Source organism: uncultured Acidovorax sp. (genome assembly GCF_964021665.1).
Taxonomy (GTDB): Bacteria; Pseudomonadota; Gammaproteobacteria; order Burkholderiales; family Burkholderiaceae_C; genus Acidovorax; species Acidovorax temperans.
Window position 1 is genome coordinate 1 of sequence record NZ_CAXIAK010000020.1, and the last position, 12,389, is coordinate 12,389.

Consider the following 12,389-nt stretch of genomic DNA (forward strand, 5'->3'; position numbering starts at 1 on the left):
TCAAAGGCTGTGGCCAAAGGTGATTTGACCGTGGCGGCCCCATCGGCCGGGCGCGATGAAATTGCCCAGCTGCTCAACGCCCTGCACGACATGCAGGGCAGCCTGGCGCTGGTGGTGCAGCGGGTGCGCACCAACGCCGACAGCGTGGCAGGTGCCAGCGCTGAAATCGCCCTGGGCAACAACGACCTTTCGATGCGCACCGAGCAACAGGCCAGCGCGCTGGAGCAGACCTCCGCCTCGATGGAAGAACTCAGCTCTACCGTGCAGGCCAATGCCGACAATGCTCGTCAGGCCAGCCAGCTAGCCGCCGATGCCTCGGTGGTTGCCGTGCGCGGGGGAGACGTGGTGTCTGAAGTGGTCAGCACCATGCGGGGCATCAACGACAGCAGCAAGCAGATCGCAGACATCATTGGCGTGATTGATGGCATTGCCTTTCAGACCAACATCCTGGCGCTGAACGCTGCCGTGGAGGCAGCCCGTGCGGGCGAGCAAGGGCGCGGGTTTGCCGTGGTGGCCAGCGAGGTGCGCAGCCTGGCGCAGCGCAGTGCACAAGCGGCTAAAGAGATCAAGGGGCTCATCCACACCAGCGTGGAACGGGTGGAACAAGGCTCGGCACTGGTGGACCAGGCGGGCAGCACCATGACCGATGTGGTGGCCGCCATTCAACGCGTGACGCACATCGTGGGCGAGATCAGTGCCGCCAGCGCGGAGCAGAGCCAGGGGGTGGCGCAGGTGGGCGAAGCCATCACGCAGATGGACCAGGTGACCCAGCAAAACGCCGCCCTGGTGGAAGAAAGCGCTGCTGCTGCCGACAGCCTCAAGCTGCAGGCGCGGCAGCTGGTTGATGCGGTGGCGTTCTTCCGTGTGTCTGCGCAGGACTCGGCCTCTCCCGCCCCCGCCGCTCGCACTCCGTCACTGGCTGCGGGCTAGGCCCCCGAGGAAGCGCTTGCACCGCGCGCCCTGCTGGCCTTATTAGAGGATCGCGCCGGGCTGCTCGCCACGCTCGTACACCACATGGGCGCGCCCCACGATGAGCGGGTCCAGCTTGCCAATGCGGGCGAGGTCTTTGGCCGCGTAAGGCAGCTTGTGCAGCACGTAACGCATGGCATTCAGGCGCGCGCGCTTCTTGCAGTCGCTTTTGATCACCGTCCAGGGCGCGTCGGCCGTGTCGGTATCGCAAAACATGGCTTCTTTGGCGCGCGTGTAGTCGTCCCACTTGTCGAGCGATGCGGTGTCAATGGGGCTGAGCTTCCACTGCTTGAGCGGGTGCGCCTCGCGCTCCTTGAAGCGGCGGCGCTGCTCCTTTTGGCTGACCGAGAACCAGAACTTGATCACATGCACGCCACTGCGCACCAGGTGGCGCTCAAACTCTGGGGCCTGGCGCATGAACTCGGCGTATTCGGCGTCTGAGCAAAAACCCATCACCCGCTCCACACCGGCTCGGTTGTACCAGCTGCGGTCAAACATCACGATCTCGCCCTGCGTGGGCAGGTGCTGCACATAGCGCTGGAAGTACCACTGGCCACGCTCGGTTTCAGTGGGCTTTTGCAGCGCCACCACACGCGCACCGCGGGGGTTCAGGTGCTCCATGAAACGCTTGATGGTGCCGCCCTTGCCTGCAGCATCGCGACCCTCAAACAAGATCACCACGCGCTGCCCAGTCTCCTTGACCCAGGCCTGCAGCTTGAGCAATTCGACCTGCAGACGAAACTTCTCACGCTCGTAGGTAGAGCGGCGCAGCAAGTTGCGGTAAGGGTAGGCACCCCGGCGCCAATCCCTGGCCAGCTCCTCATCAGGGTTCACGCTGTCGTCAGACTCTTCATCGCCACGGTCCATGTGCTGGCGCAAGGCTTCGCGCAGCGCGTCCAGGTCATCTTGCGAAGCCCCCGCCAGCAAGGCACGCAGGCTGTCAATGCGCTCCTGGGTGGTTTGCGTGGCGTCGTCGCTGCCCAGCAAAGACAGTACGGCCGACGTCTGTTGCCCATCTGCCGCCTGCACCGCCTGCTGCGCCACATGCCGCGCCAGCGTGGCGGGCTGCAGACTGGGAGAGACATCGCCACGGGCCACGGTGCGCCCCGCACGCACGGGAGTCTTGACCGCCGCCGATGCCCGGCGGCGCCTGGCCGGCGTGGCAGGCTCGACGCCATCAAGAGGGCTGACCGAAGCGGCGGGAGGAACAGAAGCGCGGCGTTGTGTCATGGCGAGGTATCAGGTTGGGCACGCCCACGTTCGCAGCTTGTGCTGCGGGCCAGACCGAGCACGGCCGTTTTCTGGCGTCCGCAGTAGCGATCTCAGCGCGCGAGGGCTTGTTACAAAATTATGAAAGCACCATTTTTGCGCGCACCGCTGGTCGCAATTTGACAAACATCAAGCCCGCAAGGGATTAGCGATCACAAGAAGTCGCAAGCAAGTGCGGATGGAGAATTTTAGAAAAAACACCCTCTAGCGCCCACCAGATAAGCGCAAGCAGCTATATTTTTAATAGCAACCCAGTTCTGCTGGGGAAAACCACGGTTGGCCGATGTAACCCGGCATTCCTGGCCCAGGCGTGAAAGCCCGCGCAAGGCACTCGGGGCAGCAGGCCAGAACGGCGGTTGGCCGCCCCTTTCAAAGCGCCTCGTCCAGCCACGCGCACATCCCTGCCAGCCAATGCACGCACGTACCGAAAGTGGAATATCCCCTTCATTGCGCAAAATGACGCGTAAATGCGACGCGCAAGACGTATGCTGGCACCTTGGCAGCCGCCCATGCCGCTGTGCCACCCCTGGTTGCCCCGCTGCCGGGCAGATTCGGGGCGGGTTGTACGGGTTAAGCCTGAAAATTTCCTCACCCTCGCAACCTGAACTCCTCCTAGAATTTGTAAATATGCGTATCAACGCGAAGGACACGACCATGAAAGCAGTTCAGCAGGAAATTGACGAGCGGACCAACCTCACCAGCACCAACAAGTTCGAGCTACTGCTGTTCCGCCTGGGTATCGACAGCGCGCTGGGCAAGTCCGAGCTGTTCGGGATCAACGTGTTCAAGATCCGCGAAATCGTGGCCATGCCCAGCATCACCCCGATTGCGGGCACCACGGCGCATTCGCTGGGGGTGGTCAACCTGCGCGGCCAGGTGATTCCGGTGCTGGACTTGCCCTCCATCGTGGGTTGCAAGCCCCAGACGGGTTTGAACATCATACTGGTGACGGAATACGCGCGCACCACGCAGGCTTTCGCCGTGGAATCGGTGGAAGACATCGTGCGTCTGGACTGGAAACAAGTGCTCTCCGCTGAAACCAGCGGCGCCGCTGGCAAGCTGGTGACCAGCATTGCCCGCCTGGATGGCAACACCGATGAGTCGCGCCTGGCCCAGGTGCTGGACGTGGAAGCCATCTTGCAGATGGTGTCGCCATCGGACGGCCACGAAGTGACCGAAGAGAAGGTCGGCGCCAAGCTCAAGCTCAAGCCCGGCACCATCGTTCTGGCGGCAGACGATTCGTTTGTCGCCCGCTCGCTCATCGAGCAAGAGCTGAAGGCTCTGCATGCTCCCTATGAAATGGTCAAGTCAGGCAAGGAAGCCTGGGACCGCTTGAACGCCATCGCCAAGGCAGCCGAGGCCGAGGGCAAGGCCGTGACCGACCGCGTGGCCATGGTGCTTACCGACTTGGAAATGCCCGAGATGGACGGCTTTACGCTCACGCGCAACATCAAGCAGGATGCGCGCTTCAGCGGCCTGCCCGTGGTCATCCACTCGTCGCTCTCGGGCTCAGCCAATGAAGACCATGTGCGCAGCGTGGGCGCTGATGGCTACGTGGCCAAGTTCGTGGCCGAAGAACTGGCGGACACCATCCGCCGGGTTCTGCCGCACTGACGCAGACTCGGCCCCGCGGCGCTTGCCCACACCCGCAAGCGCCGCGGGGCCTGGGCCGGGCCCTGGTTGGCCGCAACGGTCAACCAGACTGTGTGCCCAAACGTCATGTGGTAGCGTGCTCCCACCGTGAATACCGCCTGCTCGGGCAGTTCACGGCGCCTGCAAAGGTGGCACCACCCCAGGGAACGGCCCATGACGACATTTTTCCTCCGGTTTATGAGTGCAGCGGCAGTGGCAACAGTCCTTGCCGGTTGCGCCACCGTACCCGGAGATAGCTACTACGAGCCCGCCTACCACCCCGTGTATGGCGAGCCACCGGTGTACATCTACCCGCAGCCCTACATCGTTCGCCCCTACCCGGCGCCACCCCCACCGGCCTACTACGGCCGCCCCGGCTACGACCGCCACTGGGATGACCGCCGCCCCGCGCCCCCTGGCCACTGGAGGCGGCCGGACCGGGACAACGCACGCGATCCCCACCGCGACCGTGACCCAGACCGGCCCAGCCCCCCGCGCCCCAACCGCCCCGACCGAAGAGAGCCTGACCGCGAGCCCCAGGGCGGCGAACCCAGCCGCAAACCCACCCCGCAAGGGCCTGACCGGGTATGGCGCGACGCACGCCCTCCAGCCCAGGGTCAAAGTGCGGAAGATGGCCGCGGCCCTGGAGGGCGCCCCTCCATGCCGGGTGCCCGGCCCTGAACCTTGCCAGCAGACCCTGCCATGACCCAGCCACACCGCTTAATCACCCTCTGGAAGCCAGTCGCCTTGCTGGCGTTTGCTGCCTGCAGCGCGTTGCCTGCATTCAGTCAGGTGGTGCGCTGCACCGACCCTAAAACCGGCCAAGTCACCTACACCGATAGGAAATGCGCGGCGGGCACCACAGGCCACGAGGTGGAGGCCAAACGCTCTGCCGAAGAGATCGAACAGGACCGCAAAGCGGCCGAGCGGGCCATTGAGCTCAAACAGCAACGCCTGCAAGCCGAAAAAGCGGCGGCCGATCTGCAGGCGCAGCGCGAGGCTGAGCAAGAACGCGTGAGGGCGGCCAGAGCAGCCGCCACTGCGCCGCAACCCCAGGACTACGCACGCTCTGCGGAATGCGCACGTTCACGCAGAAATCTGGAGCTTGTTTCCAGCACCTTGTCAGGCAACACCTATGACCAGGAACCGCGCCTGGAGGCGGCGCAGCGGCAGATGGATCTGGACTGCCTGGGCCCACAGGGTTACGCCGAGCTGGAGCGCGCCCGTGCCACGCAGCCGCGCATCGTCGTGGCCCCGCCACGGCAGCCGGTGTATGCACCCCCTGTGCCGCAAAAGCCGTACCTCACGCACTGCGGCAACTTTCACTGCGTGGACAACACCGGCGCCCGCTACCCACGGGCGGGGCCAGGGCGCTTTCCCGGCAACGACGGCGTGTGCCGCTCCAAACGCGGTCAGGCCCCCTGCTGATGGGCGGATAGCCCGGAGCGCAAGCCTGCCACCACATCCGGGAACCGCAACCGCACCCCCAGCTCGCGCAGCATGCGCTGGTTGTCGAGCCTGCGCGATTCACTCATGAAGCTCAGCAGCATGAGCGAGAGCTGCTCTTTCGCGGCGCTGCGCGGAATGCGTGGAGGGCGTGGCAGCCCATACAGATCGGCAGCCAAGTCGAAGTACGCCCCCATCTGCATATGCTGCCCATCGCTGATGTGGTACGCCCGCTGCGCACGGCCCCGCCACAGTGCGGCCACGCAGGCACGGGCCAGGTCGTCCGCATGGATGTGGTTGGTGTAGACGTCGTCGCCCGCCTCCAGCACTGGCGTGCCCTTGAGCAAACGCGCCTGGGGCGTTCCGCCCTCCCGGTCAGGCGCGTAAATGCCCGGAATGCGCAGAATGCTGGCCCGCACCCCTGCCCTGCCCAGGTGGCGAACAGCAGCTTCGGCATCCACACGGCGCTGGGCGCGTGGGGTAGCAGGCGCCACGGGGCGCGTTTCGCGCACCAGCGTCCCCGCGCAATCGCCATACACCCCACTGGTCGATGCATACGCCAGCGATATTGGCAAATTGCGCATGCGCAGCGCGCGGGCCAGTGCCAGCGTGCGCGGATCGCGCCACCACGCGTCACGCCCACCCCCTTCGCTAGGCGGTGGGGCCAGGTGCAACACCCGCGTGGCCAGCCCAGCCAGGCGGCGCAACGTGGCAGGCTTGTCCAGGTCTCCCAAGAGCGGCGTGACAGACACCCCGCGCAAAGCCGCCTTGCGTTCTGGGCTGGAGGTCAGGGCCATCACCCGAACGCGGCCGGCACCCGCGCCCTGCGCATAGTTGCGGGCCACGCGCATGCCCACATCGCCGCAACCCACAATCAACAACCGCTCGCGGCGGAAACGCGCGGGCAGGGCGCCCAAGCCACTGGACAAAGCCACGGTACTCATGAATTCTTTCGGAAAGACAAGCGAGGATGATGGGTATTGCTCGGGCGCAGGCAGGTCATCCGCACGCAAAGCTCGCGTGGCGACCACATCCAGCCCATGTCAAGGAAACATCGGGCAAATAGGCCACCTCAGCAGACCTTCAGTTTCTGAGGGCAAAATCGGCGCCATTCGCACAAGAACCCCGAGGATACCCACAACATGACGCGACCTGAAGACAGTGGCGCCGCCGCATTCCAGATTTCTGTCGCCCCCAGCGGGCGCAGCTTCCAAAGCCAGGGCGACGAAACCATTCTGGCTGCCGCCATTCGCAGCGGCGTGGGCCTGCCCTATGGCTGCAAGGACGGTGCCTGCGGCTCCTGCAAGTGCAAGAAGCTCAGCGGCTCAGTAGCCCACGCAAACCATCAGGCCAAGGCATTGAGCGCCGACGAAGAAGCCGCCGGCTTCGTGCTGACCTGCTGCGCACGGCCTTTGTCTGATGTGGTGCTGGAGTCCCGGCAAGTCACTGACGAAAGCGCCTACCCCATCAAGAAAATGCCTGTGCGCGTGTCCACGCTGGAGAAAAAGTCGCACGACGTGATGCAGGTGCGCCTGCAACTGCCTGCGGCCGATACGTTCCGCTACCACGCAGGCCAGTACATCGAATTCATCCTGCGCGACGGCGCGCGGCGCGCTTACTCGATGGCCAATGCGCCGCACACCCAAACCACCGCCGCAGGTGTCGAATTGCACATTCGGCATTTGCCGGGGGGCAAGTTCACCGACCACGTGTTTGGCGCAATGAAGGAGAAAGAAATCCTGCGCGTGGAAGGCCCTTTCGGCAGCTTCTTCCTGCGCGAAGATTCCGACAAGCCCATCGTGCTGCTAGCCTCGGGCACGGGCTTTGCCCCCATCAAGGCCTTGCTGGAGCACATGCAGTTCAAGGGCATCACCCGCCCCACCACGCTGTACTGGGGCGGCCGCCGACCGGGTGACCTGTACATGCACCAGTGGATGGTCGAACTGGCTGCGCAAATGCCGCAACTGCGCTACGTGCCCGTAGTGTCTGACGCGCTGCCTGAAGACCGGTGGACAGGCCGCACCGGCTTTGTGCACCAGGCCGTGCTGGACGACTTCGCCGACCTATCGGGCTACCAGGTCTACGCCTGCGGTGCACCCATCGTGGTGGAATCGGCACGCACGGCCTACACGGCGCAGCGGGGTCTTCCCGCAGAAGAGTTCTTCGCGGATTCGTTTACCTCTGAAGCCGACAAACACGGCCCGCAGGCTTGAGGGCTGGCGGGCACGGCCGTGCGGTGCCAGGATGAATCTCTGGCTACTTTGGCACCACCAGCGATTCATCCACTTCACAGATTCAGATGCTTGCCGATTGGGTTGGAGGGCCTGCCACACATCGCTCCGTGCTGGCTTCTTTCTGAAGTTGTTTACTTTTTTGCAACAATGTAGCCATGAACCGCAGAAACCTCCTCGTCGCCGGCGCTGCTGTCGCAGCAGCCTTCTCGTCACCCATGGTCTTGGCGCAAGACACCGGGCAACCCATCCGAATCATCGTTCCTTATGCCCCTGGCGGGCCGATTGACGTGACGGCACGCGCCCTGGCAGAGCGTGTGCGCGATTCGCTGGGCACGGTCATCATCGACAACAAGGGCGGTGCGGGCGGCAACATCGGGGCCGATGCGATTGCCAAGGCTTCGCCTGACGGGCTGACCATTGGCATCGCGGCCACAGCCACCCATGCGGTGAACCCGTGGCTCTACAGCCGCATGCCGTTCGATGCAGCCAAGGACTTCGTGGCCATCACGCAGATGGTGCGGGTGCCCAATGTGCTGGTCATGAATGCAGCGAAGGCAGAGCAACTCAAGATCAACACCTTGGCTGACCTGATTGCCTACGCCAAGGCCAACCCCGCCAAGCTGAACTACGGCAGCGGCGGCAATGGCAGTGCAGGCCATCTGGCGGGTGAAATGTTCAAGCAGCGCGCAGGCATCTACGCCCTGCACATCCCTTACCGCGGAGCCAACCCTGCGCAGCTGGCACTGCTGGCGGGCGAGGTGGACTTCAACATCGACAACCTGGCCGCAGCGGCGCCCAATATCCGTTCGGGCAAGCTCAAGGCATTGGCCGTGACATCGCTGGAGGCCTCCTCTGCGCTGCCGGGCGTGCCCACCATGGCCAGCACGTTCAAGGGCTTTTCCATTGACACCTGGTGGGGCCTTGTAGCGCCCAAGGACACGCCCAAGCCCGTGGTGGACAAGCTCAACCGCGCCTTTGTCGCAGCCCTGCAGGCCCCGGAAACCAAGACGCGCTTTGGCGCGCTGCTGGCAGAGCCTGTACCCACCACACCGCAGCAGTTTGAATCCTTCATGGCCAGCGAACGTGCCAAGTACAAGGACGTGGTGAAACTCTCTGGCGCGAAGGTAGATTAAGAGAGAAATTGGGCTCTAGCGCTTATATGGCAAGCGCTAGCAGCTCATATTTTTATAGCAAACCTGCAACCCATGCCTGGGGTAAACGGGTAATGCGCTGGTCTGCCACGGCATCCAGCGCAGCTTGGCTCACCAAGCCAGGCGCTAGGTCCGCCAGCGGCAACAGCACAAATGCGCGTTCGTTCATGCGAGGGTGCGGCACCGTGAGCGTAGGAGTAGACAGCACTTCACTGCCGTACAGCAGCACGTCCAAGTCCAGCGTGCGCGGAGCATTGCGGTAAGGCCGCTCGCGGCCAGCGCCCTGTTCTATGGCCTGCAGGCGCTGCAATACATCCAGGGGCGCCAGCGCGGTCTGCAAGTGCGCCACGGCATTCAGGTAATCGGGGCCACCCGCGTCTACGGGGGCGCTGGCGTACATGGCAGACACTGCGATCAAGCGGGTGCCAGGCCATTCAGCCATGCGCTGCAAGGCACTGCGCAGGGTCTCTTCACGTTCACCCAGGTTGGCCCCCAGGCCCACCCACACATCAACGGGCGCGGCGGCGCCCTGCTCCGCAATCATTCTGGGGACGATGCTGGCCCGGCGTCTCCTGCCGCGCCACCTGGCTTGCGGCGACGGCGGCGGCGCTTTTTGGGTGCGGCAGCATCATCAGGCGCGCCATCTGCGGTGGGCAACTCTGCCTCGGCCGATGGCGCGGCGGCTGCGGGGGCCGCCTTCTTGGGCACGCGGCGCACCACGGGCTGGGCCTGTTGCTGCGCTTTCTGGCGCGCCCGCTGCTCTTCCCGGGCCTGGTCCATCAGGTCGTCGCGGCGCTCATCGTCGGCCGTCTGGAAGTCTTGCCACCACTCGGCCAGGGCTTCCTCGACCTCGCCCACATCGGCGCGCAGGCGCATGAAGTCGAACCCGGCACGGAAACGCGGCTGCATCACCATGCCGAACGGCGTGTTGCCCACGCGCTTTTCAAAGCGCGGCTGCATGACCCAGATCTCGCGCATGTCGGCGGCCAGCTTGCCGCGGCCCGACACATCGCCAATGCGGCGGTCAAACACCTCGTCAATCGCATCCTGCAAGGCAGGCAGCGCATGCTCGCGGCGATTCAGGCGCTCGTCCCAGCCCTTGCGCACGTCTTCCCACAGCACGCAGGCCAGCAAGAAGCTGGGCGCCACGGGCTTGCCTTCTTGCACGCGGCGGTCGGTGTCCATGAGGGCCGCCTTCACAAACGGCGTGTCGGCCCGCTCCACAGCCACGTCGAGCAGGGGGTAGATGCCCTTGGCCATGCCCAGCTTGCGCAATTGCTCGATGGTGGCAATGGCGTGGCCGGTTTGCAGCAGCTTGAGCATTTCGTCAAACATGCGGCTTTGCGGCACATCGGCCAGCAGCGCCTGCGACTGCACCAGCGGCGCGGCCGTCTTGGCGTCGATGGTGAAACCCAGGGGGCTGAGCTTGGCGGCGAAACGCACGGCGCGGATGATGCGCACCGGGTCTTCGCGGTAGCGCGTGGCGGGGTCGCCAATCATGCGCAGGGTTTTCTTCTTCGCGTCCTGGATGCCCTTGTGGTAGTCCACCACCACCTGGGTTTCCGGGTCGTAGTACATGGCGTTCACGGTGAAGTCACGGCGGGTGGCGTCTTCGTCTTGCGGGCCCCACACGTTGTCGCGCAGCACGCGGCCGCTGGCATCCACCGCATGCTGCATGCCCGACAGCTGAGCCTTGCTGGTCTTTTCGTTGCCACTCACCTGCCCTGCGGCCGAGTTGTCGAGGTAGGCGCGGAAGGTGGAAACCTCGATCACTTCATGCTCGCGGCCCCGGCCATGCACCACGTGCACGATGCGAAAGCGCTTGCCAATGATGAACGCACGGCGAAACAGCGCCTTCACCTGCTCAGGCGTGGCGTTGGTAGCCACGTCAAAGTCCTTGGGGCGCAGACCCAGCAGCAGGTCGCGCACGGCACCACCCACGATGTAGGCCTCGTAGCCTGCATCCTTGAGCGTGTGCACCACATCGGCCGCGCGCCGGTCCACCAGCTCGGGGTTGATGCCGTGCACCGAGGCAGGAACCTCTTCGCGCTTGCCGAAGTGCGGCTTGCCGCCAGAGGTTCCGGGCGTCGATTTGCCCAGCAGTTTGTCGATGAACTTCTTGATCATGGGTATGCAGTAAACAGTGTGACTGGCACGGGGCGCAGTTCAGGGGGCGGGAGCTTAAGCGCTCGCAGTGGCGGCGCTGGCATCGTCCGCGAAAAGGTCCAGTATGCGCCAGCCGCGCTCTTGCGCCAGGGCGCGCAGCCGGGGATCGGGGTTGGTGGCGACGGGATGATCGACTTTTCCCAGCAAAGGCACGTCGTTCATGGAATCGCTGTAGAACGTGCTTTCCACGTCGCCCCAGCCCAACTGGCGGTCGGCCAGCCATTGTTCCATGCGCAGCACCTTACCCTGGCGCATGGTCGGTATGCCATCAATTTCACCCGTGTACCAGCCTTGCGCATCGCGCGCCAGTTGCACGGCCAGCAATTCCTCCACGCCCAGCGCTTTGGCGATGGGGCGGGTAACGAATTCGTTGGTTGCCGTGACGATGAGCACGTGATCCCCCGCCGCCTGGTGCTGGCGGATCAAATCCAGCGCCTGCGGGCGGATGGCAGGGGCAATCACTTCGCGCATGAACTGCGCATGGGCTGCCGCAGCGGCCTCAGGCCCCCGCAGGCGAACCGCCTCGGTGGCAAAGCGTACGTAGTCGTGCACATCGAGCGTACCTGCCTGGTAATGGGCATAGAACTCGTCGTTGCGGCGGGCAAACTCCACCGGGTCGTTCCAGCCGAGGCGAATGGTGAACTCGCCCCACTCGTAATCGGAGTCAAGCGGCAGCAGGGTGTGGTCCAGGTCGAACAAGGCCAACCGAAGGCGAGGGGTCTGGGTATCCGTCATTGATTCTTTTAAGTGCGTTGAGCATGGGCAGTGCTGGAGTGGGGTCACCGCAATCCGCAGGCCTCAGCCCTTTCATTCCGATTCAAGCATCGCCTTCAGCAACGGAATGGTGATGGCACGCTGGGTGCGCAAGGCAAAGGCATCGAGCTGGTCCAGCAACTGCATCAGGCTGCCCAAGTCGCGCGAAAAGCGCTTGAGCATGAAGTCCATGACCTCATCGCCCAAAAACACGCCCCGGGCGTCTGCTTCCTGGCGCAGCACGGCACGGCGCGCGGTTTCATCCAGCAATTGCAGCTGGAACACATGCCCCCAGCCCATGCGGCTGCGCAAATCATCGCGCAGCGGCAGGTCGGCAGGCGGCAAATCGCCCGCAGCCAGCACCCAGCGCTGGGCGCCGGTGGCGGGATTGATGGCATTCACAAACCAGTTGAACGCACTGGCCTGCTGGGCCGTGTTGTAAAGATGCACTTCGTCCATCACCACGGCTGCCCAGCGCTCGTCAAAGTCGGGGGGATTGGCAACCGAGGCGTCCATCCAGCCGACGCTGGCGCCTTGCTCGTGCAGGGCTTCGCACACCGCCTTGAGCAAATGGGTTTTGCCGCTGCCGGCCTCGCCCCACAGGTAGGTGGGCACGGGCGAGCGGGTGTTCTGGCTGCTGCCTTCACCGGCCCACAAGCGCAGGTGTTGCAGGGCGGCTTCATTGGGGCCCGCATAGAAACTTGACAGTGTCGGCCCCGTGGCCAGGCCGATATCCAGCGCCAGCTGCTTCATGGCAACTGCCCGCTGG

12 protein-coding genes are annotated in these 12,389 nt (G+C 64.4%); 6 read left to right on the forward strand and 6 right to left on the reverse strand.

The features are described 5' to 3' along the window. The coding region (locus tag AADJ04_RS06455; RefSeq protein ID WP_341239109.1) for a methyl-accepting chemotaxis protein at positions 1-930 on the forward strand (930 nt) is incomplete at its 5' end. A gap of 42 nt (positions 931-972) precedes the next feature. On the opposite strand, the gene ppk2 is transcribed toward AADJ04_RS06455, so the two are convergent. Continuing rightward, complete coding sequence (ppk2, locus tag AADJ04_RS06460; RefSeq protein WP_288486905.1) at positions 973-2,199, reverse strand: polyphosphate kinase 2; 1,227 nt, start codon at positions 2,197-2,199, stop codon at positions 973-975. Positions 2,200-2,892: 693 nt separating this feature from the next. Here ppk2 and AADJ04_RS06465 point away from each other — a divergent pair. The 3 genes from AADJ04_RS06465 to AADJ04_RS06475 all read left to right on the forward strand — a co-directional run bounded on the left by AADJ04_RS06465 (position 2,893) and on the right by AADJ04_RS06475 (position 5,298). Beyond that, positions 2,893-3,852, forward strand: coding sequence for a chemotaxis protein (locus AADJ04_RS06465; RefSeq protein ID WP_341239110.1), 960 nt, complete (start codon positions 2,893-2,895; stop codon positions 3,850-3,852). A 192-nt stretch (positions 3,853-4,044) separates the two neighbouring features. Continuing rightward, entirely contained in the window at positions 4,045-4,551 is a 507-nt protein-coding gene (locus tag AADJ04_RS06470; protein WP_341239111.1) for a hypothetical protein, read from the forward strand. Between the two features lie 21 nt (positions 4,552-4,572). Beyond that, complete coding sequence (locus AADJ04_RS06475; protein ID WP_341239112.1) at positions 4,573-5,298, forward strand: DUF4124 domain-containing protein; 726 nt, start codon at positions 4,573-4,575, stop codon at positions 5,296-5,298. Here AADJ04_RS06475 and AADJ04_RS06480 read toward each other — a convergent pair. After that, positions 5,283-6,260 (reverse strand): SDR family oxidoreductase, encoded by a 978-nt coding sequence (locus tag AADJ04_RS06480; RefSeq protein WP_341239113.1) that lies wholly within the window; start codon positions 6,258-6,260, stop codon positions 5,283-5,285. The genes AADJ04_RS06475 and AADJ04_RS06480 overlap by 16 nt on opposite strands. A gap of 198 nt (positions 6,261-6,458) precedes the next feature. On the opposite strand from AADJ04_RS06480, the gene AADJ04_RS06485 reads away from it, so the two are divergent. Next, positions 6,459-7,529, forward strand: coding sequence for a CDP-6-deoxy-delta-3,4-glucoseen reductase (locus AADJ04_RS06485; protein WP_341239114.1), 1,071 nt, complete (start codon positions 6,459-6,461; stop codon positions 7,527-7,529). 176 nt (positions 7,530-7,705) lie between these two features. Continuing rightward, the gene (locus AADJ04_RS06490; RefSeq protein ID WP_341239115.1) at positions 7,706-8,683 is read left to right on the forward strand and encodes a tripartite tricarboxylate transporter substrate binding protein; all 978 of its coding nucleotides are present in this window, start codon (positions 7,706-7,708) and stop codon (positions 8,681-8,683) included. Between the two features lie 52 nt (positions 8,684-8,735). Here the strand turns inward: AADJ04_RS06490 and folK are convergent, their stop codons facing one another. From folK to hda, 4 genes are all read right to left on the reverse strand, one after another. Then, positions 8,736-9,245 (reverse strand): 2-amino-4-hydroxy-6-hydroxymethyldihydropteridine diphosphokinase, encoded by a 510-nt coding sequence (folK, locus tag AADJ04_RS06495; RefSeq protein WP_341239116.1) that lies wholly within the window; start codon positions 9,243-9,245, stop codon positions 8,736-8,738. After that, the gene (gene pcnB / locus AADJ04_RS06500; RefSeq protein ID WP_198847083.1) at positions 9,242-10,828 is read right to left on the reverse strand and encodes a polynucleotide adenylyltransferase PcnB; all 1,587 of its coding nucleotides are present in this window, start codon (positions 10,826-10,828) and stop codon (positions 9,242-9,244) included. The genes folK and pcnB overlap by 4 nt, the downstream gene beginning before the upstream one ends. A gap of 54 nt (positions 10,829-10,882) precedes the next feature. Beyond that, the gene (locus tag AADJ04_RS06505) at positions 10,883-11,602 is read right to left on the reverse strand and encodes an HAD family hydrolase (RefSeq protein WP_341239117.1); all 720 of its coding nucleotides are present in this window, start codon (positions 11,600-11,602) and stop codon (positions 10,883-10,885) included. Positions 11,603-11,674: 72 nt separating this feature from the next. After that, a complete protein-coding gene (gene hda, locus AADJ04_RS06510; RefSeq protein ID WP_341239118.1) occupies positions 11,675-12,373 on the reverse strand; it encodes a DnaA regulatory inactivator Hda in 699 nt (232 codons plus the stop codon). Positions 12,374-12,389 lie beyond the last annotated feature (16 nt).